The following is a 19435-nucleotide window of genomic DNA, read 5'->3' on the forward strand; positions in this document are numbered from 1 at the left end:
ATATGTTAAGCTCCCATTCTATGACGGAAGGATGGGAGCTATTTGCTAGTTGCGAATTGAAGCAGTTTCTTCGGTAGTCAAGAAGTTGGAATAATAGGTAGAATAAAAAAGGAAGAACTCGATAGGAGGCGAACAAGCCGCTATGGAAAGGGACACAAATAAGGAACGGGAAAAATTGCTTGGTTTACTGGGGGATTTGCCGGAGGAGAGGCCGATATCGGCCAAGTTGCTGAAAACGGAGGAAAGGGACGGGTATCTTCTGGAAACGGTGCTGCTGGATTTGAACGGAATAGAACCGGTGCCCGCTTATGTGGCGAAACCGCTTGAAGGGACCGGGCCGTTTCCGCTCGTCGTCTTTAACCATTCCCATGGCGGAAATTACGGGAACGGCCGCAAGGAGCTGATTAACGGCGCCGCCTATCTTCAGGAGCCTTCATTTGCCAAGGTGCTTACTTCCATGGGGTGTGCCGTTTGCTGCATCGATATGTGGGGCTTCAACGAACGCGGCGGCAAGACCGAGAGCGAGCTTGTGAAAGAAATGCTGTGGACGGGCCGTGTCATGTGGGGCATGATGGTGTTTGACAACCGGCGGCTTCTCGATTACATGTGCGGCCGTGAGGATATCGACCCCTCGCGGATCGCCACGGTCGGCATGTCGATGGGCGGCTTGATGGCCTGGTGGCTGGCGGCGCTTGATGATCGCATCAAGGTGACGATCGACATTTGCGGGCAGGTGGAAGCCCGGACCCTGATCGCTAAGCGAGGACTCGACCATCATGGCTTCTACTCCTATGTCCCCGGCTTGCTGAAGTATTTTACGACGCTCGATATTCAGAAGCTGATCGTGCCGCGTCCCCGAATGAGCCTTGTCGGGAAAAACGACCGGCTCTGTCCGCCGGAAGGCGTGGAGCTGCTGGCGGAGGGACTCCGCCACGAGTATGAGGCCGCAGGGCAACCGGAGCATTGGCAACCGATCCTCGGCGGGGGCGGCCATATGGAGACCGCCGAGATGCGAGCCGCTTGGGTCCCGTTTTTGGCCGAGCATTTGCATGTGCCGGGAGAATGAAGATCGTCATTTGCGCAGACCGGGAAAATTAACGGGAAAATGTCCCTCTAATTCCCGGAAAAACGGTCTAGGTAGAAAAATAACGGGAAAATGTGGAGCTAATTTTACGTATTTCGAGTGAATCGGCATGAACGCCTCAGATTAGCGGGAGCTTTTCCCTTTATTTTGCGAGCAGACGGCGATTTCGTGAAAATAACGGGAGGAATTCCCGTTATTTTTTGAAGGGAAGGTTACTTTCTATAGCAATATCGGTTTCCCATGGAGGTCAAAGATGCACTTTCCTTAATGTTCATGTTCGGCATGTTCATTTTGGCGCTTCTTACCTGCATGAAAAAGAAATAGACCGCCCTCGCTAAGGAAACGGTCTATTCTCGACCTGACTTGTATGGCCGACTGCTCTTTATGCAGTTATTGTACTTAGGAGTCGTGTTGGGCACGGCTCCTTACTATTCTTACCACATTATAGCTCTTTCTTTCGAAAAGCGCAGCGAGCGTAGCATTGGACCGGTTCAGGCAAGACCGTCCATAAGCCTCTCCCCCCATTTAAACCCGAGAACTTCCTCCGCATCCGGGATTTGAACGATAAGCAGCTGGATGTCTGTTCCGGGATGACGGCGGGCGATTTGCGGCAGCAATATCCCGAGCTCCTCATCCTCCGAGCGTTTCAAAATAAGATCCTCCAACAGTACGGAGACGCCGGTTAAGTCGGCAAATTGTTCGGATTCCCATCGTTCAAACGGACCTGCCAGGGGCAAATACAAATTTTCGCTCCAATCCAGTTCGCCCGCCTCTGTCTCGACGATCAACTGAAGGGGCCGAACTTCCTCGACGACGAAATCGCAATACAGCCACAGCCGCAATTTATCGCACCCCTTTGATGTGCATGCCGCCGATCTGGCGTTCCAGCTGGGCCAAGACGCGCCTTGTTTCTCCGGACCACTCCATCGCTGACTGGCTATGTAATTGACGGTCGGCTTCCTTGGCCGCGGCCATCAGGCTGCCGTGCAGCACCCGCCGCTGGATTTGGTCCAGCCGGTTTTCCGCCAACTCGTAAGGGACGCGAAACGTTTCGGCCAGAAAATGAATGGCCTCCCCCCGCTGATCGGGGACCGGGAGCTTGACGAACATGTAGAAGGGGATCGCCGCGTACAAGACGAACTGCTCCGCCTCGGATTCCTGGGCGCTCCTGAACAAAGCGGACATGGTTCTTTGATCTCCGGCATGCCTCAAACAATGGCATAGCTCATGAAAAAACACGACCCGTGATGTAATCTCGTCAGCATGCTTATTCAAAAAAATAACTTGCTCCTCATTATCGGAAAAAGGAGGACATTCCTCGTAAACCAGCTCCACGCCGAAAGCCCGGGCAATATGCTCGATATCGTGCTCGGCCGTGCTCGTAATCCCGTGTTTTAAATATAAGCCGCTGATCCACTGCTCCAATTCTGTTTCCTTATAATAAGAAAACAACATATAACCACCCCAAAAGAGAATGTATGTTCGGTATTTATCGGAAAAGAAGGGCCCTCCAAATCGTCAGGGCCTGCTCGTTATATCGCATTTGTCGGTTTTGCCTTGGTTATTTGATTCGACGCCGCTGACCGAAATCCTTTATTTTTTATCTGGATTTCCGTCTGGCTCCAGCAATTTTTTTTTCTGCTCTCGGTATGCTTTAAGCGCCGCTTCCATCATCGCGATTTCATCCGCCGTATAAGCCTCGGGCCCGCCGTAAAAAGACATGCTGACGCTTTTCCCGTAAGAAGGCGAAGCGTCCTCCGTCCGTCCGAGCAAGTAATCCGCATTCGTATCCAATGCGTCGACGATGCTGCGTAGCGATTCGGGGTCCGGTTTGCGGTCGCTCGTCTCGTATCGGGACAACTGAACGACGGTAAGTCCCGCTTTCACCGCGAGATCTTTTTGCGTCATTTGCTTTTGTTCCCTAAGGAATTTGATCCGATCGCCAAGACTTTGCATAGAAACTCCTCTTTTCCCATTTGGGATAGTATAACATGTTATTGCCAAAATGGTAAATAAAAAGTTAAAAAATTTCACGGTTGGAAATTAATTGACATTACCAAAATGGTAACTTATAATGAAGTTACATTACCGATTCGGTAAACAAATCCAGTATATCAGGAGATTTAGCTCATATCAACGAAAAAAAGGGCTTCATTTATCCTGTTAGGCACCACCATTCGAACAGAGGAGTTGTCAGCATTCAATTACCGATTTGGTAACTTTTTAAATCATACTTGGAGGGATCGCCATGGGAAGAAAACGGACAAGCCTGCTATTAACCGCATTTGAAGCAATGCCGATCGATTATCCGGCCACGCGGGCCGCGGTAGAAAAACGTCTGGAAGAAGTCCGCCAGTATCGGCAGTTCGGTTTCATTCGCCGGGAGGCGGCAATCACCGTAAATTATGAGCCACGATATCATGGCGCCACCCATGCCGTCGGAAAGCCCGCAGAGCGTACCGCCATATCCAATGTGGACCGCGAGGCCGAGCTTGTCCGCAAATCCGAACTTCTGGACAAAGCCCTGGCCGGACTAACGAAAATGCAGCGGGAAGTCATCGAACGGAGCTATCTCGATCCCGAGGGAGAGTTCGACTTTATCAGCTGCGGCGAGATGGGCATCAGCGACCGCACGTACCGCCGGATCAAAGCGGATGCCATCCGCATACTGGCACTGGCGATGAATTTGGAAGTTTACGAGGAACAGGAAGCCGGCATGGTTGCAACGGCCAAAGCCAGATGAATGTTAAAAAAAATGAGAGGCTGGCTTCCGCCGGCTTTTTTGTTTTTGCGGTCAAGGCGCTACCGCGTTGGAAATGACGAACCAGAACAAGAAAAAGCCTATGATGAATAATGCGGCAAATCCCAGAACGCTGCTGATGATGATTTTTTCCAGCATTGTGAATGGTTTCAAGGTTCTCTTCCCCTTCCTCCTCATAAACTCCCGTCCTTTGTGATATCCAATTCGGAAGGCTTCAATTTCCCGTCTGTGAATTCATATTTCACCGTGGCGACTCCCAGAAAAACGCCCATTCCGATTTGAACAGGGAGGTCGGCGATCAGCTTATCGTTTTGAATACCGAATCTCAATATATTTTTAACCGTTGGAACCTCAAACCACTCGCTCGTATCGTTATCCTGAAATACATTTGAATATTTTCTTCCATCATAGGAAGCTTCATATTTACGAATTTCGTGATCCGTCACCACATCCACCTTCAACTTCTTCATCACGAATTCTCTGGGATCGTCAATTGGAATTTCCGCGAAATGATGCGTCAGGATATGGACTTCCGATTCAAAGATTCCGGTTCCTGAGCCTGTCGTCAAAACTACGGCAATTTCTTTTTCACCGTCGGCATTGAGATCAACGAGAAAGATTTGCGGGTAAAAGGAAGGGTTCGTAACATTTATCCAATCGTAATCCTTTGCTTCGCCGTCAAAATGTATCGTCAGCGTTTTAAATATATCGCTTTGTGTTCCTTCATTACCATATATAGCGACTTTTTTGTCCGGCGTTTCGGATAGAAGCAGGCTCGGTTTAGGAGCTGTATCGGACTTTGAGAAATCGGTTTCCGCAGGCTCGCCGGTAATCCTGTTATCCAGGTTCAGCATCTGTTGATTGACGCATCCGGACAATAAAATGACAGAAATGATTGAGGCGAAAAATAATCTTTTCAAACGTGTTCCTCCAATCCCATTTTTTTCAGTATACACACCCTGCCATTCCAATAAGTTTAAAAATTGTCTTATATTATTACTTTTTAGATAAGAACATGCGTTCCTATTTTTGTCCGCTATCTTGCCGCCCCTTGTCCATTCGTTCGACTTTTCCCGTGGTAAATTGGTATTGTGGAAATCGTGAATCCGATCATCCGCAAAAAATATACGCGAAAGCCGCCGACATGTTCGGCGGTTTTTCATTTTTGGGAGGTAAGCCGATTTGAATGCACGCAAAAACAATAAAAATCCTCCGGTCAAAGCGTTAGCTTCAACGGAGGAGGATTGGACACAGCCCCATCATTGCATCGGATGCATCTGGGGGCGTTTTGAAGGAACCAGGCAGTTTTGCAGCTTGCCGAGGTGCGTGCTGGAAGGATGCGAGCTGGGGAGGAGGAAGCGATGATCGAAGTTGAAGTTACCTCCAAACTCCTGCTTGAAGGGGTTATGGCCGCTCTGTCCGGTGCTTTTCCGGGCACCAACATCATATGACGAAAAAGCTGCTGAAAACTATCGGCGGCTTTTTTTATTGCACCAAAATCTCTCCACCTCGCCACATCGCGAAAGGAGGTGAAACATCATACCAGACCAAACGCTGACCGTGATTCGCGGCAAACTGTTGGAAGCCGTCCCGGAGCTGAAAGAGGTTTACATCCTCTCAAAAAAACCGCCCGGATCGAATCCGGCAATGCCCTATGCGGTGCTGTCTCAAGAGGTTGATAGCGGGGGAAGCCCATGGAAAGGATGGCGGTATCCTTTCCATATCCGGCTTTATGCCCCGAAGGACCCCGATCCGACCCGAGAATTGGATGCGCTGACCGCTTCCGTCACCGGAGCTTTGGATAAGCAGCTGTTGAGAGACGAAACCGCCGGGAACTGGGTGGTTTTCTCGGAAGGGCACGCCGGTCCGGACACGCTCGATGAGGAAAACACCGCTGTGGTGCGGCTCTTGTCTTTCGCGAGCCTGTCGCCGCGGCCGCTTGCCGGGGAGACGCTTGTCATCAGCGATCCGTGGTTAACGGCGCTCGTCGCATGGACGCAGCAAAAGCTGGGAGCCAATTGGTCCGTTTATAGCGGAAATTGGCCGTCCATCCCTACCGTCCCGTCCATCCTTTGGCGAATCACCGAAACTACCGCATCTCCAAGAGGATTGTCGTCCTACGAACTGCAAAAGAAAGCGACAGCCTATATCCAGGCCAAGGATTCCGATGAGGAACATATGGTTTTAATGCAGCTTGTGGAGGGCTTGGGGGCGGCGGCGAAAATTCCGCTTGGCGCGGATGAACGCACATTTGTCAGGGTGAACGGGCCGCAGGTCAATACCAAAAGCCTTGCCGATGGTTACGCCGCGACCGGGGAAGGTCCGCTAACCGTTGCTTTAAGCCGGAGAGTCACCCTTTTGACCGAAGATCCGGCGCCACTCATGCAATTTGTCCATTACGAATCCCATATTTGAGGTGAGAAATGTTGAAGGCAGCGAAAAAAGAACCCGTCAAAAAGACGGCATCCAAAACCAATGCCGCCTCCCGGGCGGCTTCGGTCGTTCCGGTCTATTCGCTCGATGAACTGACCGAACACAGCTTGCCCCTTCTCGGCGTTAAGCCGGAAGTACTGACAGGCGCTGTTCATGGAACCCGGCAGGAAGCTTTTAACGTGCAGGAGGCAAAACAGTTAGTCCAACAATTTTTGAAAAGGAAGGTGCAGTAATATGGCAGGAGGAAATTGGAGCGTAACGAACCAGCCGGTGCTTCCCGGCTTGTACATGAATTTTGTGAGCGCGGCGGGAACGGCGATTCAGCCGGGGGCGCGCGGGGTCGTAGTAGCCCCGGTAAAATCCCATTGGGGGCCGGTTAATCAATTTGTTGAAGTGGCGAATGAAGCCGCGATTAAGGAACTGTTTTCGGAGGATGAGTCCGACGGCGCATCCGCTTATACGACGCTGTACTTCGCCTTGCTGGGCGGGCCGAAAAAGCTGCTCGCATACCGGATCGTCGACAGCTCGGCGGCGGCAGCTGAACTGACGCTGAATACGGCGGCAGCCGACAACAGCGTTGTACTTAAGGCGATTTATCCCGGCAAACGCGGGAACGGCTTCAAGGTGACGATCCAGCCGAGCCTCTCCTTGGCAGGCGCGAAAGAGCTGAAGCTTTATGAAGGCGGAACGCTGCTCCGTACGATCGCGATCGGAAATGGGGAAGCTGCTGCAGCCGTGGAAGCCATCAACGGCGATGCCGCCAACAAATGGATCACAGCGGAAAAAATCGCCGACGGCGTGCTCGCGGACGTCTCTGGCGAAGCTTTTTCCGGCGGGGAAAGCGGCATTTCCGGCATCACGAACGCGGATTATATCCAAGCGACCGAAGCGTTCGAAACGCAGGACTTCCATGTGCTGACGTTGGACGGCGTCACCGACGCGGCGCTGCGCACCAGCATCACCGCTTGGTTGAAGCGCGTCCGTAACGAAGGTAAAGGAATTATCGCGACATTGGGCGGCACGGCTGCAGAAGATACCGCAGCGGATGCCGTAAACAAGGCGGTTGCCCGCAGTACGGCAATCGATTACGAAGGCATCGTCAACGTCGGCACGGGCGCAAAAATGAACGGCAAATCGTACTCCTCCGCCCAAGTGGCGGCATGGGTTGCCGGGCTGATCGCCGGCCAATCCCTGAAGGAGTCGACCACGTATGCCGCATCTCCGTTTGAGGACGTGACCCGCCGCTGGACCCGCTCCGAGCAGGAAACGGGCGTGCAGAACGGCGTCTTTTTGTTGGTGCATGACGGTCGGAAGGTGAAGGTGCTGCGGGGCGTGAACAGCTTGGTTTCGCTGCGCGAAGGCCAAAACAAGGGCTGGAAAAAAATCCGCAAAATCCGTGTCATGGACCAAATCAATGCCGATTTGCAGCGGACCGCGGAGGACATCTATATCGGCAAGGTGAACAACACCGAAGAGGGACGCCTTGCGCTGATCAGCGCCGGGAAGCAGTATTTGCAATCCCTTGCGATGGAAAATGTCATCGAATCCACGGGCTTCGACGTGACGCTCGATCCGCGATTCTACGGTACCGCGCCGCAATTCCAGCCGGAGGATGACCAGGTGTTCCTGGCTTGGACGGCGGACGACACCGATGTAATGGAACAAATTTTCGGCACGTTTTACGTGCAATAATTTCGAGGGGGAATAGCAAATGGCACAATATCTTGATCCGGGTCGCATCATTATGGGGACGTTCGGCCAAATTTTTATCGATGGCGTATGGCAGTCGAACCTGAACCATCTGGAGGCCAATGTGGAAGCGGAGAAACGCGAATTGAATCTGGTCGGTACGGATTACACCGTTTTTAAACTGGGCCGCAAAAAAGGAACCGGCACGATGAGCGGTTACAAAGTCTCGTCCGACATGATCTCGAGAGGATTCCAGAAATTTTCGATCATTCACAAGCTCGACGATCCGGAAGCCTACGGATTTGAACGGATTCAGCTGAACAACTGCATGGTGGACAAAATCCAACTGGCGAACTGGACCGCGGGCGAGGAAGTGGCGGAGGAAACGGCGTTCACGTTTGAATCCTACGAGCTGCTGGACCCGATCACCGTGTCCTGATTTTTATGAAACCGAAGTTTAAGGAGGATCCCAACACATGAGCACGGAACAATGGAATGAACAGGATATTTTGGACGGTCTCTTCGAGACGGCAGCGAATCTGCCGGAAGAGACCATTTTTATTGGGCGCTTAAGCTTGCGGATTACGCTGCGGGGTCTGACCTCCAGCAAGGTGGATTCGATCCGCGAACGCTGCACGGTCCGCAAAACGGCCAAAGGCCAGGTGACCGAAAAAATCGACAGCGAACTGTTTAATGCGGCTTTGATTAAGGAAGCGACCGCGGCTTTGGAGGTCGTCAAAAAGCTGGAGGATGGCGGAGAGCAATGCGTCAAACTCAGCGGCTGGGGCGATGACCGGCTCATCAGCCGGTTGAAGCTGTCCGGCGGCGAAGAAGCCGTGCGGCGGATGCTGCTGGCCGGGGAACTGGACGCGGTGGGGGACAAAGTGCTCGAAATTTCCGGCTTCGGGGTAGACATCGACGACGTAAAAAACTGATCGACTCCGGCGGCATGACGACGCTGCTGTTCCATTTGTGGGCGCGGCATCATCTTCGCCCCGGGGTATTCTGGTCTCTACCCAAAGGCGAGCGCCTGCTGCTGCGGGCTTTTTCGGAGAGGGAGCTGGAGATGATGTCTCCGCCTTCCTCGCCCGGAGGCTAAGCTCATAAAGCAAGGCGCTATACGGAGAAAGGAGGGCATATGGCGAATAAAGAAATACTGAGTTTGGAAATTGAAACGGATAGCGGCAAGGTCGAAGAAACGGAGAGAAAGCTTAGTAAATTAGATAAGCTGCTGGAACAAACGCAGAAGAGGGCGGCGCTTTTGGGTAAAACCAAGATTGTCCCTAAGCTCTCCCTGGACGACCGTTTTTCATTAACGGCTGAAAAGGTTATGCGTACCTTATCGCAAATTCAGCGTACAAAAGCGAGTCCAACCATTCGCCCTGTGGACAATGTGTCGGCTAGTGCAGCAAAAATCCGCGCCTCATTGGCTGGATTATCCTCCACGCCCTGGCGTGTGTCACTAGCGGGGGTGGATTGGGATGCGATTATTACAAAACCTTTAACGGAACTGCTTGAGAACGGGACTACTTTTACGGATTCGGGTAAGAAGGCAGGGGAGACATATTTTCAATCCTTTTTATCCGTGATCGATCCGAAAAATATCGCCGGCAAGCTTGGCGGCGGAACTCAAGGAGCTGCTGCCGGCACGGCGGCGACTGGTACAGGAAAAACGGGTAAGGGAGCAACTGGCTCTGGTAATGGAGGCGAGAGCAAAGTCGTCACCATCCTTAAGGACGGATTAAAATCGGTATGGGACTCTACTTTGAGTATTGGGAAGGACCTTGCCAAGGATTACGCCAAAGATGGGGCCAAAAGCTTTATCGATAAAAAAATTCTTAAGAAAGACGACAGTAACGATAAAAAGGCCTCTGCAAGTTCAAGTTCTTGTCAATGTAAATGCGGCGGAGGCGGTTACGGTGCCGGCGGTTACGGCGGCACGGGGGCAGGCGAAAGAAAAAAAGGCAGAAACGGATCGAAAAGCCGCAGAATAGGCGGAGTCGATAATGATTCCTCCGTATCACCGAATCGAAGGATTGCCAATCAGCGGAGAGGATCGAAATTAACCGATACTTTGGGAAAAACTTTAACGAAAACAAAATCAGGGTTGAAGCAAGCGGGGATCGCTACCTTGATTGGCGGCGGGCTCAGCCTTCTTGATAAGAATGGGCCTGCTATACTGGAAGGCGGGAAAAATGCACTTGCAAAAGGGGCTACCTTTGTCAAGGAAAACACTCCGAATCTGCTTGAGAAGACCGGCGGATGGTTGAAAGGCGGAGCAAAATTTCTTGGGAAAGTGGGTAAGGCCATCGATCTTCCAGGCCCGGCCGGTTTACTTTTGGATGCCGGTACCATTGCCACAGCCGGTTCAAAACGGGATAAAACAAAAGCAACCGCTTCGGCGGCTTTATCCGCTGCGGGAGGAGCCATTGGCGGTGCTATCGGCTCCATTATTCCTGGAGCGGGAACTATCGTGGGAGCGACACTTGGTTCAATGGCAGGTGATTTTCTCGGCGGTAAACTGGGCGGTTTTCTATACGATAAATTTTCTAAAAAGAAAAAGAAGAAAGATATGGCTACCGGAACGGATAATCTTGCCTTAAATAACAATGCCGTAAATAACAATGCCGTAAATTCTTTACCGAAGCAAATAGCCTCTAAAAGCACGGAACAGTGGCGGCCTTTCAATGCGGCAAACCTGAATTATTATCAAGGAACGGCGACTTCGCCGCAAATTAATGTAACCCTACCTAAGGGTTCCGTCAGTCTTACCGTCAACAAAGACGAAATCAACTACGAAGAAATCGGAAAAGTAACCGCCCAAAAGATCACAAACGAAATCAGGCTCGCCATGCAAAACGTGAGTTAAAGGAGGGAAGCGCGTTGGATATTCACTTGAGGGATGCGGCGGGGAACGATTTTCAGTTTCCGGTCAATCCCGAAGAAATAACGATCACCAGGGGAAAATCGCTGGAGACGATTAATATTTTGTCCCTCGGGGAGTACGACTTCCCGGCCGGAGAGAAGGTGAAGGAAATCGCCTTCTCTTCTTTTTTTCCGGCGTCGTATGACGAGGGGTACTGCAAGTACAGCAATCTTCCCGATCCGCAGGAGGCGATGAACCGGCTCACCCGGATGATGAACAGCAAGACTCCCGTCAGGCTGATTATTACCGACACGGCGGTCAACGTCCTCGTCATGATCTCCGCGCATAATTCCACGTTCAAGGGCGGTGAACCCGGAGACGTTTATTTTGAACTGACGGCACGCACCTGGCGGGACATGAAGGTTCATACAAATGCGGCGGCAGCCCAAAAATCGCAAGGTTCCCGTCCGGACACCAAGCCGAAAGCCAAAACGTACACGGTCAAATCCGGGGACACGCTGTCCAAAATCGCGAAGCTCGAGCTCGGTAACAGCGCCAAGTGGCAGGACATCTACAACGCCAACGTGAAAATCATCGGCAAAGATCCGAACAAGATCAAGCCCGGTCAGAAGCTGGTGATGCCGTCATGAGTTACGAGGTGGTGCTGCAAAACAAGTATTACCTTCGCGAGCTGATCGAAAGCATTTCGCTGAGCGATTCGCTCGATCAGATTGCCTATCAGGCTTCCGTCACCATGAATATTCCGGCGGATTTTCCGGGGATCGAACCCGGACAGGAGATTCACGTCAGCGGCGTGCCGTTCGGCGAGTCCGGGCAGGTGTACCTGCTTCATCCGGGCGTCGTTTGGGATTGCAGCAGCACGGCCGGGATGACCAAGAAGATGACGCTCACGGTCTATGACCGGACGATCTATCTGGCAAAATCGGAGGACGAGTGTCTTTTTGCGGCGGGAGGAACGGCTTCCCAGCGGCTCAAAAAGCATGCGGCCGATTGGAACATCAAGCTTGCCCAGGTCCCGGACACGAAGACCAAGCTGAAAAAATCGGTGTACCGCGCCCAGACGATTTACAACATGATCATGTCCGATCTGAAGGAAACGGTGAAATCCGGCGGCGATATGTATATCCCGCGAATGACCGCTTCGGGACTGGAGCTGTTCAAAATCGGCGGAAACAAAACCGTGTGGAGGCTGGAAGGCATCGAAGAGGCCACGCAAAACCGCACGCTGGAAGAAACGGTGACGAGAGTCAAGGTGCTCGGCAGCGAAAGCGGACAAGACGCCCCCTCCAAGGTGCTGGCGATCGCCTCGGCCCAAACGGCCGAATACGGGGTGCTTCAACGGATCGTGCAGGATGACGATGTCAAAACGGCGGATGCCGCGAAAAAAAATGGCCGAGTCGATGCTCACGGGAAAAGGCGTAACTTATTCCGTCTCCTGTACGGACCTGAATACGATCCGCGCCGGCGATAAAGTCAATTTCAACGGGATGGGCTTAATCGTCACTTCGGTCACTCACCAGCTTGGCGATCCCGGGCATATGACCTTGGAGCTGTCTTCATTTGAGGACGTAAAAAGGAGGTATTTTCTTGACAGTTGATCCATACACGGCGCTGGCGGTGACGTTGCGGGACAATGCCGTCAGCAAGACGAAGGAGGCCCTTTCGGGCGTCACCATCGAGCTTGGCACCATCACCGCTTCCGGTTTGAAGCTGGACCGGTTCAAGCATGAGATTGGAGATTATTATTTGGCTGAATTTCCCGGAACGTTGAAGCTGCCCGAGTTCAAATTGACCTCGGCGACGGACGCGGTGAAATATGCTTTTCAGCCCTCTGAGACGAAGGAAACCTCATTGAAGCTCGAATATAAACCCGGGGACCGGGTCCTGGTAATCCCGTTGAACGGCGGGCATGACGCGGTCGTGATCTGCAAGGTGGTGAGCAGGGGTGGCTAATCTTTTTCCGGAGGCGATGGAACGTTCCTGGGAAACGGATCCGGCGGCTGAAGCGCAGGCTTCGGATGTTCGGTTCGGGAGAAGCTGGAGGTTCGATTTTGACGCCGGGGAGTTTGTAATGACGCCGACGCGAAAAATCGCCGGAGCCGAAGGCACGGAAGCCTGGGTCATGTGGTGCCAAAAAGCGATTCGGACGCCCCGTTACCGGCATCTCGTTTATTCGCGGGATTACGGACAGGAATTCGAGGAACTGATCGGCAAGGGGGATAGCCGGGCCGTTCAGGAGAGCGAGATCCAGCGGATCGCCAGGGAAACGTTGATGGTTGATCCCCGCACGGCAGGCGTGGAGGGGTTTGTTTTTGAATGGCAGGGGGAGCAATGTTCCTTCTCTTGCCGGGTAACGAATATCCGCGATGAAGAAATGACTTTGGAAGGGAGCGTGAGCTGATGGCGGAGCTGCCGCTTTTTTTGCAGGAAGAAACGGAAGAAACGATTATGCGGCGAATGCTGGACCGGGTGCCTTCGGATATCGATAAATCCGAGGGTTCTTTTATTTGGGATGCCCAGGCTCCGGTGGCTTTCGCGCTGGCGGAAGCGGCTGGCTGGGCTCGGCAGGTGCTGAAGCGCGGTTTTGCGGACACGACTTTCGGGGAGTATCTCGACTTGCGGGCCGCAGAGCATGGACTGACCAGACGGGAAGCTGTTGCGGCTGTCGGCACGGTCAGGTTCACGGGAGTGCCGGGTAAGGCGGTGCCCGCGGGTACCGTGGTGGCTACCCCGGCCGACGAAATTACGGCGGAAGCCTCGATCGAATACGAGACGACGGAGCCGGTAACCTTGGGCGCCGATGGTTTGGGGGAGGCTCCGATCCGGGCGCTGGCGGCTGGCCGGGCGGGCATCGTCCCGGCGGGAGTCATCACCGTCATGTCCACGCCGGTCGGCGGGATCACGGCGGTAACGAACCAGCAGGAAACCCGCGGGGGAGCGGATGTCGAGTCCGATGAGCTGCTGCTGGAGCGTTTTTATGCCCAGGTTCGCAATCAGGGGACCAGCGGCAACAAAGCGCAGTACATGAAGTGGGCCGGGGAGGTGCCGGGCGTCGGCGGCGTTCAGGTGCGTCCATTGTGGAATGGGCCGGGAACCGTGGGCATTTATTTGTTGGACGCCGAAAAACGGGCGGCAAATGCGGATATCGTCGCCGCGGTCCAGGAGTACATCGATCCGACGATGGACGGGCAGGGCGAGGGCATGGCTCCGGCCGGGCCGATCGTGAAGGTGATGGCCGCCGAAGAGGTGCCCATTGATCTCTCGGTCCGACTGACGCTCGTTGCCGGAGCCTCTTTGGATGAGGTTACAACAAATATTGAAGACGGAATCCGCGCGTATTTGAAGACGCTGGCTTTTGCGGATCCGCTTGTGCGGTACACCCGGATCGCGGCGGTCCTGCTGGATTTGCCTGCCATCGTCGACTATGCCGAATTGTCCGTCAACGGCAGAACGGATGCGAATATCGAGATTCTGCCAGGGCAGGTCGCGGTGCTGGGGACGGTGGATGTGCATGAGTAGTTTAGGTGTTTTGACTAGCAAGTTGGGTGCAAGTTCCGGTTCTTTTGATCTTGAACGAACCCCGATGGGGCGCGAAATGTTCTCCTATTTGCCGGGGTACTATGAAAATTCCCGGGTTATGAAATCCGATATGGCTGCCAAAGGGGCGGAGCTCGACGAGCTTTACCGTGCGTTGAACGAAACGCTTGACCAGTTTTTCGTCCGGACCGCGACCTGGGGATTGGACCGGTGGGAGGCCGAGCTTGGCATCCCGACCGAGCCGAACAAGCCTTTGGAGCAGCGGCGCGCGCTCGTCGAATCCAAGCTCCGCGGAGCCGGCCAATTCTCCGGCCGCCTCGTCAAAAACGTCGCCGAAGCCTATGACGGCGGCACCGTCGACGTCACCTTCCAACCGGCCGAATGGAGCTTTACAATCAAATTCGTCGATACGATCGGCATCCCGCCGAATCTCGACGACCTGAAAGCGGTCATCGAGGAAATCAAACCGGCGCATTTGGCGGTGGAGTATGAGTTCAGTTATTTGCTGATCAAGGAACTTCACGGCGTTAAATCTCTACAAGAAATGGAGCAAATCCCTTTATCCAAATTTGCAGGAGGTGGTCCAAATGGCCAGTAATACGCCTAACCTTAATTTATTGAAGAAAGACCCTGTCGCGGACGGGAACGATACGTTTAACATTCAGACGATGCTGAATGAAAACTGGGATAAGATTGATGCGGCGGTGGGGGAAGTGCGGGAGGAGTTGGGGGATATTGATTTCCCGCTTTCCGATGCAACGAATGGGACGCGGAGTGACGTGGCTGCTTCGGAGAAGGCTGTTGGGCAAGTAATGAGTGCGGCACAGGCAGCGCAGACAACGGCGAACGCAGCTAATCTGGCAGCAACTGCGGCACAATCCAAAGCTGATCAGGCTTTTCAGTCTGGAATTGATCGTAAAGCGGAAGTGGTTGCCGCGCTCAATTCCATAGGTGTAACGGCATCCACTTCGGAGTCATGGGCTCAGCTTATTCCCAAAATGGCGGCAATAATCAAGGCGAATGGGGATGCAACAGCAGCCGATGTATTAAGTGGAAAGACGTTCTCAAATGCGGGCGGTAATGGCTTGATTGGCTCAATGCCGAATCAGGGCGCGAAAACGTCAACAATAACTACACAAGGCGGACAGTATACAATTCCAGCTGGTTATCACAATGGGAGTGGCAAAATTACAGCTTCTTTTGCAAACTTGGTCGCGGGTAATGTAAAGAGTGGAATAAATATTGGCGGTGTAACCGGAACGCTGGTGGGGGCGAACAGCGCGACGATAAGCTATGCTTATCCCCGAACAAATGTCTCGGCTGGGGCTTTACGGTTATTAGATACCGTTATTACCTTGCCGCCAAATTTGAGTTATATCAGCTACGTTTATAGTATTGTCTGGGGTGCCTTTCCTACTAGTTACCGAGATTTTAACTATCACACCGCACAGAAATTCTCGGCTGGTAGCGGTAACCATAGTACCGACTATATGTCAATAGGTCTATTCACGGGTACAGAATACACCAGCGGTAACTATGTGCAGCTTTTCAGTGATTACGATTATAGTTCCTCAATATACCCCATGAGTTTTAGCGTTGATTTTGTAAATAACATTGTCATGGTAACCTGGGGAAATGGCAGCAGCCAGCAGTTTACGAAAGTTGCACAACTTCAAAGCAGTTATAACAGGTCAGCTGAGCAAAAAATCGGGGTATTCGCGGTTAACGGCAGCGGATCATCAACCTTTACTGCTTCTGTAGACAATATGAGTGGAACGCTGATTTATGGCTAGAGAAGGGCGATAACTGACATTAAGGAACCTTATTACGTTTACGAAGCAGTTCCGGGGCTAACATAAAAAATGTGGGGGTAATGAATATGATCAGAACTTTCCAATCAACGAATCAAGTAGTAGCGATTGAGTTTTCGGATGCCGAACCAACCATATCCGCTCTATTATCGCATTCACCGGCTTGCCAGTTACCGTTGAATATTTACCCGACGGAAATGCCCGTGCTGGTGTCATCATGGGCGCAACGAATCTTCAAGTGGTGAATATCGGACAGTTCGTTTACAAAGACAGTAACGGTACCATAGGTGTATGTGATTACGAACACCTCACCGCAAATTACAAAGAGATCACAACAGAACCCGCTCCGTAACGGTAGCGGTTATTGTTATGCCCTCGGAAGCCTGAGGGCTTCTTATTATAAAAGAAATGAAGACAGGAGGTAAGGGCATGGATGGACGGATTGACTACATTATCAAATTCGCATCTGCAGCCTTGGGTGCCGCCTTAGGAACCGCAGTGGGAGGGTGGACGATCATGGTACAAGTTCTTTTGGCATTTGTGATGGCTGATTGGATCACCGGGTTAGCGGCAGCGTGGCTAAATGGAGAATTACGAAGCCGTATAGGGCAAAAAGGAATATTGCGGAAGGTAACTATATTGATTTTAGTTGCCATAGCTCATTTGGTTGACGGCATACTCGGAGAGTCGCATTACATCCGGGATGCGGTCATCTTTTTTTATCTGGCCAATGAGTTACTCTCGATTATCGAAAATGTCGGGAGAATGGGGGTGCCCATACCGGGCGTCCTCCGCAACGCCGTAAAAATCTTTCAATCCAAAAGCGGAGACAGCGAAGAGGGAACCGAAGATGCAGGCAAGAAACAGCCGTAACGCGAAGGGAATTGACGTATCCCACTGGCAGGGGAGCATCGACTGGTCCAAAGTGAAGTCGGATGGAGTTACGTTTGCTTTTATAAAAGCGACTCAAGGGACAAAATTTGTGGATCCGAAGTTCAATGCGAACGCTCAGTCCGCTAAAGCCGCCGGTCTTTTGATCGGTGCGTACCACTTTGTCGATGCGACGACGCCGGAAACGGCTCAGAAGCAGGCGCGGCATTTTGTCCGAACAATCCAGGCGGCAGGCGCCAAGTTAGACTTGCCGCCCGTCATGGATTACGAAAACAACCCGGCCGGACTGAGCAAAGCGCAGATCAACGCCGTGGCGGCAGCTTTTTTAAACGAAGTCGAAAGTCAAACGGGCATGGTCCCGATCATCTATTCGGGCAACGCGTTCGCGCAGCATTTTGAACAAACACTCGGCAAATATCCGCTCTGGATCGCGCGCTACAGCTCCAATGTTCCGTACGATGTTCCGGCCTGGAAGCGATGGGATTTTTGGCAGTATAGCGACAGCGGCAAGGTTGCGGGTATTGCAGGAAATGTCGATTTGAACGAATTCAGAGGAAGTCCGAGCGATCTCAATAAGTATGTTCAGAATCCATCATCCCATGAAAAAGAAAAGGAGCAAACAAGCATGACGGAACGGGATATTCACAAGGTCAGTGAATGGGCGGCCAAGGATTGGGACAAGGCCAAGGCAGGCGGCTTTTTTGACGGGACGCGGCCGGGGGCTCCATTAACTCGCGAGGAAGCGGCGATCGCCTTGAACCGGCTGGAAGCGTCTATTTTATCCAAGCTGAAATAATCGCATTCTCCCCAAGCCCAGCCACTAACAGGTTGAAATCAGCCCAAGAGCCCTCGCCCGCCAGCCTACTTCCAATACACCGAAAACAAAATATATACCACATACAAGCTCCCGAGCAGGAGCGCAAAAGAGCTGATCCACAGCACGGCTTTTCCCCAACTCCGGTACCGGTCTTTCGGAGGTTTCCACATGTCGCGATCGCCCCCTTTCGATAGTTAATTCAGTCTGACAACCGCATATATATAACTTAAGTTGTTACGCCAACTTCTAAACGATTTGATCGATTTGCAATTTCATCCATTCTTTTCTTGTTGAATAAAGAACGAACGTTCGCATATAATACAAACAAACGTTCTTATTTGGAGATGGTGCTGGTGAAAAAATACATCGGTCAAATCGTGGAAATCATTTACCTGGACCGGGCGGGACGGGTGTCGCAGCGGCGGATCGAAGTCCATGCGGTGAAAGGGGAGCTGGTACGGGCGACCTGCCTGAAATCCGGGGAACCGAGAGCTTTTCGGCTGCAAAATATTTTGGCCTGGGCGCCTGTCGGGAAGGGTGGCGGAAGCCATGCTTCCTGATCTGGAACGCAAGGTGTTGCGCATCCTGTTCAATTTCTCCATACAGCGTCGGCGGATGCCGATGATGGGGGAGTTGGAGCGAATGACCGGCCGGAGCAAAAAGGATATTCTCGAAGGGCTGCGACACCTGGAAAAGGAGCAGTATATTCATTGGCCGGACTCGCCGGAATTGCACAGTATTCTCGTGCTGGAAGCGTGGGATCGGGAAGCACCTCGTTAGGAGGAAGAAGTAATCGCGGCGTTGGACGGCATGAGGGAGGGCGATTCGTCTATACGCTAACGCTTGCCACCGGCCTTATTTAGCTCAATTTCAGTTTTTCGTCAATGTAACGCTTGCCAGCGCGCTTATTTGCAGAAATGTAAGGAGAAACAGCTTATTTCAGGTAAATAACAACTGTGGCAAGCGTTAGAATATGAACACGCCTGTTTTTAGGGAAATAGTGCCGAATACAAGCGTTAGAGCAACAATGGAAGGGTCAGCATAGAGAGCACGGTTGTCAGCAGCAAGTTACCCGAAATAGAGCAACAATAGTGATCAGTATTCTCGTGCTGGAAGTTTGGGATCGGGAGGCACCTCGTTAGGAGGAAGAAGTAATCACGGCGTTGGACGGCATGAGGGCGGGCGATTCGTCTATACGCTAACGCTTGCTACCGGCCTTATTTGGCTCAATTTGGGCTTTTTGTCAATGTAACGCTTGCCAACGCGCTTATTTGCAGAAATGTAGGGAGAAACAGCTTATATCAGGTAAATAACAACTGTGGCAAGCGTTAGAATATGAACACGCCTGTTTTTAGGGAAATAGTGCCGAATACAAGCGTTAGAGCAACAATGGAAGGGTCAGCATAGAGAGCACGGTTGTCAGCAGCAAGTTACCCGAAAATAGAGCAACAATAGTGGTCAGTATTCTCGTGCTGGAAGTTAGGGATCGGGAGGCACCTCGTTAGGAGGAAGAAGTAATTTGTGG

Annotated in this window: 25 protein-coding genes and 1 pseudogene; 21 read left to right on the top strand and 5 right to left on the bottom strand. The window is 52.2% G+C overall.

What is annotated here, in order from left to right:
* Positions 1 to 142 precede the first annotated feature (142 nt).
* Positions 143 to 1066, top strand: coding sequence for a dienelactone hydrolase family protein (locus tag ACSFXJ_RS07990; RefSeq protein WP_435924651.1), 924 nt, complete (start codon positions 143 to 145; stop codon positions 1064 to 1066).
* 258 nt (positions 1067 to 1324) lie between these two features.
* Positions 1325 to 1408 carry a putative holin-like toxin gene (locus tag ACSFXJ_RS07995; protein WP_435925707.1) on the top strand — a complete coding sequence of 28 codons (84 nt, stop codon included), beginning with the start codon at positions 1325 to 1327 and terminating at the stop codon, positions 1406 to 1408.
* A gap of 167 nt (positions 1409 to 1575) precedes the next feature.
* On the opposite strand, the gene ACSFXJ_RS08000 is transcribed toward ACSFXJ_RS07995, so the two are convergent.
* The 3 genes from ACSFXJ_RS08000 to ACSFXJ_RS08010 all read right to left on the bottom strand — a co-directional run bounded on the left by ACSFXJ_RS08000 (position 1576) and on the right by ACSFXJ_RS08010 (position 3040).
* A complete protein-coding gene (locus tag ACSFXJ_RS08000; protein ID WP_435924652.1) occupies positions 1576 to 1926 on the bottom strand; it encodes a hypothetical protein in 351 nt (116 codons plus the stop codon).
* Between the two features lies 1 nt (position 1927).
* A complete protein-coding gene (locus ACSFXJ_RS08005; RefSeq protein WP_435924653.1) occupies positions 1928 to 2539 on the bottom strand; it encodes an ImmA/IrrE family metallo-endopeptidase in 612 nt (203 codons plus the stop codon).
* Positions 2540 to 2677: 138 nt separating this feature from the next.
* Positions 2678 to 3040, bottom strand: a complete 363-nt coding sequence (locus tag ACSFXJ_RS08010) for a helix-turn-helix domain-containing protein (protein WP_435924654.1) — start codon at positions 3038 to 3040, stop codon at positions 2678 to 2680.
* A gap of 292 nt (positions 3041 to 3332) precedes the next feature.
* Here ACSFXJ_RS08010 and ACSFXJ_RS08015 point away from each other — a divergent pair, with 292 nt between their 5' ends.
* The gene (locus ACSFXJ_RS08015; protein WP_435924655.1) at positions 3333 to 3827 is read left to right on the top strand and encodes an ArpU family phage packaging/lysis transcriptional regulator; all 495 of its coding nucleotides are present in this window, start codon (positions 3333 to 3335) and stop codon (positions 3825 to 3827) included.
* Between the two features lie 191 nt (positions 3828 to 4018).
* Here the strand turns inward: ACSFXJ_RS08015 and ACSFXJ_RS08020 are convergent, their stop codons facing one another.
* Positions 4019 to 5047 (bottom strand): hypothetical protein, encoded by a 1029-nt coding sequence (locus ACSFXJ_RS08020; protein ID WP_435924656.1) that lies wholly within the window; start codon positions 5045 to 5047, stop codon positions 4019 to 4021.
* Positions 5048 to 5405: 358 nt separating this feature from the next.
* On the opposite strand from ACSFXJ_RS08020, the gene ACSFXJ_RS08025 reads away from it, so the two are divergent.
* From ACSFXJ_RS08025 to ACSFXJ_RS08100, 16 genes and pseudogenes are all read left to right on the top strand, one after another.
* A complete protein-coding gene (locus tag ACSFXJ_RS08025) occupies positions 5406 to 6260 on the top strand; it encodes a hypothetical protein (RefSeq protein ID WP_435924657.1) in 855 nt (284 codons plus the stop codon).
* Positions 6261 to 6268: 8 nt separating this feature from the next.
* Positions 6269 to 6511 carry a hypothetical protein gene (locus tag ACSFXJ_RS08030; protein WP_435924658.1) on the top strand — a complete coding sequence of 81 codons (243 nt, stop codon included), beginning with the start codon at positions 6269 to 6271 and terminating at the stop codon, positions 6509 to 6511.
* 1 nt (position 6512) lies between these two features.
* The gene (locus ACSFXJ_RS08035; protein WP_435924659.1) at positions 6513 to 7970 is read left to right on the top strand and encodes a phage tail sheath family protein; all 1458 of its coding nucleotides are present in this window, start codon (positions 6513 to 6515) and stop codon (positions 7968 to 7970) included.
* Positions 7971 to 7989: 19 nt separating this feature from the next.
* A complete protein-coding gene (locus tag ACSFXJ_RS08040; protein ID WP_435924660.1) occupies positions 7990 to 8406 on the top strand; it encodes a phage tail tube protein in 417 nt (138 codons plus the stop codon).
* A gap of 37 nt (positions 8407 to 8443) precedes the next feature.
* Positions 8444 to 8902, top strand: a complete 459-nt coding sequence (locus ACSFXJ_RS08045; RefSeq protein WP_334075223.1) for a phage tail assembly chaperone — start codon at positions 8444 to 8446, stop codon at positions 8900 to 8902.
* A 14-nt stretch (positions 8903 to 8916) separates the two neighbouring features.
* Positions 8917 to 9066 carry a hypothetical protein gene (locus ACSFXJ_RS08050; RefSeq protein ID WP_435925879.1) on the top strand — a complete coding sequence of 50 codons (150 nt, stop codon included), beginning with the start codon at positions 8917 to 8919 and terminating at the stop codon, positions 9064 to 9066.
* A 39-nt stretch (positions 9067 to 9105) separates the two neighbouring features.
* Positions 9106 to 10836 carry a hypothetical protein gene (locus tag ACSFXJ_RS08055; protein WP_435924661.1) on the top strand — a complete coding sequence of 577 codons (1731 nt, stop codon included), beginning with the start codon at positions 9106 to 9108 and terminating at the stop codon, positions 10834 to 10836.
* 14 nt (positions 10837 to 10850) lie between these two features.
* Positions 10851 to 11483: a LysM peptidoglycan-binding domain-containing protein gene (locus ACSFXJ_RS08060; protein WP_435924662.1), complete on the top strand. Its 633-nt coding sequence runs from the start codon at positions 10851 to 10853 to the stop codon at positions 11481 to 11483.
* A pseudogene (locus ACSFXJ_RS08065) lies at positions 11480 to 12452 on the top strand (XkdQ/YqbQ family protein). Before ACSFXJ_RS08060 ends, ACSFXJ_RS08065 begins: the two are co-directional and overlap by 4 nt.
* Positions 12442 to 12807, top strand: coding sequence for a hypothetical protein (locus tag ACSFXJ_RS08070; RefSeq protein ID WP_435924663.1), 366 nt, complete (start codon positions 12442 to 12444; stop codon positions 12805 to 12807). The pseudogene ACSFXJ_RS08065 and the gene ACSFXJ_RS08070 overlap by 11 nt, the downstream one beginning before the upstream one ends.
* Positions 12800 to 13255 (top strand): DUF2634 domain-containing protein, encoded by a 456-nt coding sequence (locus tag ACSFXJ_RS08075; protein WP_435924664.1) that lies wholly within the window; start codon positions 12800 to 12802, stop codon positions 13253 to 13255. Before ACSFXJ_RS08070 ends, ACSFXJ_RS08075 begins: the two co-directional genes overlap by 8 nt.
* Positions 13255 to 14373, top strand: coding sequence for a baseplate J/gp47 family protein (locus ACSFXJ_RS08080; protein ID WP_435924665.1), 1119 nt, complete (start codon positions 13255 to 13257; stop codon positions 14371 to 14373). The genes ACSFXJ_RS08075 and ACSFXJ_RS08080 overlap by 1 nt, the downstream gene beginning before the upstream one ends.
* Positions 14374 to 14437: 64 nt before the next feature.
* Positions 14438 to 14989 (top strand): YmfQ family protein, encoded by a 552-nt coding sequence (locus ACSFXJ_RS08085; protein WP_435925708.1) that lies wholly within the window; start codon positions 14438 to 14440, stop codon positions 14987 to 14989.
* On the top strand, positions 14979 to 16184 hold the full coding sequence (locus tag ACSFXJ_RS08090) for a tail fiber protein (protein WP_435924666.1): 1206 nt from the start codon (positions 14979 to 14981) through the stop codon (positions 16182 to 16184). The genes ACSFXJ_RS08085 and ACSFXJ_RS08090 overlap by 11 nt, the downstream gene beginning before the upstream one ends.
* 447 nt (positions 16185 to 16631) lie before the next feature.
* Complete coding sequence (locus ACSFXJ_RS08095; RefSeq protein ID WP_435924667.1) at positions 16632 to 17075, top strand: phage holin family protein; 444 nt, start codon at positions 16632 to 16634, stop codon at positions 17073 to 17075.
* Complete coding sequence (locus tag ACSFXJ_RS08100; RefSeq protein ID WP_435924668.1) at positions 17053 to 17889, top strand: glycoside hydrolase family 25 protein; 837 nt, start codon at positions 17053 to 17055, stop codon at positions 17887 to 17889. The genes ACSFXJ_RS08095 and ACSFXJ_RS08100 overlap by 23 nt, the downstream gene beginning before the upstream one ends.
* 65 nt (positions 17890 to 17954) lie before the next feature.
* Here the strand turns inward: ACSFXJ_RS08100 and ACSFXJ_RS08105 are convergent, their stop codons facing one another.
* Positions 17955 to 18080 (bottom strand): hypothetical protein, encoded by a 126-nt coding sequence (locus ACSFXJ_RS08105; protein ID WP_435924669.1) that lies wholly within the window; start codon positions 18078 to 18080, stop codon positions 17955 to 17957.
* 180 nt (positions 18081 to 18260) lie between these two features.
* Here ACSFXJ_RS08105 and ACSFXJ_RS08110 point away from each other — a divergent pair, with 180 nt between their 5' ends.
* Complete coding sequence (locus ACSFXJ_RS08110) at positions 18261 to 18470, top strand: hypothetical protein (RefSeq protein WP_435925709.1); 210 nt, start codon at positions 18261 to 18263, stop codon at positions 18468 to 18470.
* Positions 18460 to 18690, top strand: a complete 231-nt coding sequence (locus ACSFXJ_RS08115) for a hypothetical protein (RefSeq protein ID WP_435924670.1) — start codon at positions 18460 to 18462, stop codon at positions 18688 to 18690. Before ACSFXJ_RS08110 ends, ACSFXJ_RS08115 begins: the two co-directional genes overlap by 11 nt.
* Positions 18691 to 19435 lie beyond the last annotated feature (745 nt).

Source organism: Paenibacillus salivarius (assembly GCF_051307165.1).
Lineage (GTDB): Bacteria > Bacillota > Bacilli > Paenibacillales > Paenibacillaceae > Fontibacillus.

Excerpts from the sequence above, each read along its gene's own strand:
- ACSFXJ_RS08030 (WP_435924658.1), top strand. The coding sequence starts at position 6,269 with ATGTTGAAGGCAGCGAAAAAAGAACCCGTCAAAAAGACGGCATCCAAA.
- ACSFXJ_RS08090 (WP_435924666.1), top strand. The coding sequence starts at position 14,979 with ATGGCCAGTAATACGCCTAACCTTAATTTATTGAAGAAAGACCCTGTC.
- ACSFXJ_RS08100 (WP_435924668.1), top strand. The coding sequence starts at position 17,053 with ATGCAGGCAAGAAACAGCCGTAACGCGAAGGGAATTGACGTATCCCAC.
- ACSFXJ_RS08045 (WP_334075223.1), top strand. The coding sequence starts at position 8,444 with ATGAGCACGGAACAATGGAATGAACAGGATATTTTGGACGGTCTCTTC.
- ACSFXJ_RS08005 (WP_435924653.1), bottom strand. The coding sequence starts at position 2,539 with ATGTTGTTTTCTTATTATAAGGAAACAGAATTGGAGCAGTGGATCAGC.
- ACSFXJ_RS07995 (WP_435925707.1), top strand. The coding sequence starts at position 1,325 with ATGGAGGTCAAAGATGCACTTTCCTTAATGTTCATGTTCGGCATGTTC.
- ACSFXJ_RS08080 (WP_435924665.1), top strand. The coding sequence starts at position 13,255 with ATGGCGGAGCTGCCGCTTTTTTTGCAGGAAGAAACGGAAGAAACGATT.
- ACSFXJ_RS08115 (WP_435924670.1), top strand. The coding sequence starts at position 18,460 with ATGCTTCCTGATCTGGAACGCAAGGTGTTGCGCATCCTGTTCAATTTC.
- ACSFXJ_RS08085 (WP_435925708.1), top strand. The coding sequence starts at position 14,438 with ATGGGGCGCGAAATGTTCTCCTATTTGCCGGGGTACTATGAAAATTCC.
- ACSFXJ_RS08105 (WP_435924669.1), bottom strand. The coding sequence starts at position 18,080 with ATGTGGAAACCTCCGAAAGACCGGTACCGGAGTTGGGGAAAAGCCGTG.
- ACSFXJ_RS08040 (WP_435924660.1), top strand. The coding sequence starts at position 7,990 with ATGGCACAATATCTTGATCCGGGTCGCATCATTATGGGGACGTTCGGC.
- ACSFXJ_RS08010 (WP_435924654.1), bottom strand. The coding sequence starts at position 3,040 with ATGCAAAGTCTTGGCGATCGGATCAAATTCCTTAGGGAACAAAAGCAA.
- ACSFXJ_RS08015 (WP_435924655.1), top strand. The coding sequence starts at position 3,333 with ATGGGAAGAAAACGGACAAGCCTGCTATTAACCGCATTTGAAGCAATG.
- ACSFXJ_RS08095 (WP_435924667.1), top strand. The coding sequence starts at position 16,632 with ATGGATGGACGGATTGACTACATTATCAAATTCGCATCTGCAGCCTTG.
- ACSFXJ_RS07990 (WP_435924651.1), top strand. The coding sequence starts at position 143 with ATGGAAAGGGACACAAATAAGGAACGGGAAAAATTGCTTGGTTTACTG.
- ACSFXJ_RS08050 (WP_435925879.1), top strand. The coding sequence starts at position 8,917 with ATGACGACGCTGCTGTTCCATTTGTGGGCGCGGCATCATCTTCGCCCC.
- ACSFXJ_RS08035 (WP_435924659.1), top strand. The coding sequence starts at position 6,513 with ATGGCAGGAGGAAATTGGAGCGTAACGAACCAGCCGGTGCTTCCCGGC.
- ACSFXJ_RS08055 (WP_435924661.1), top strand. The coding sequence starts at position 9,106 with ATGGCGAATAAAGAAATACTGAGTTTGGAAATTGAAACGGATAGCGGC.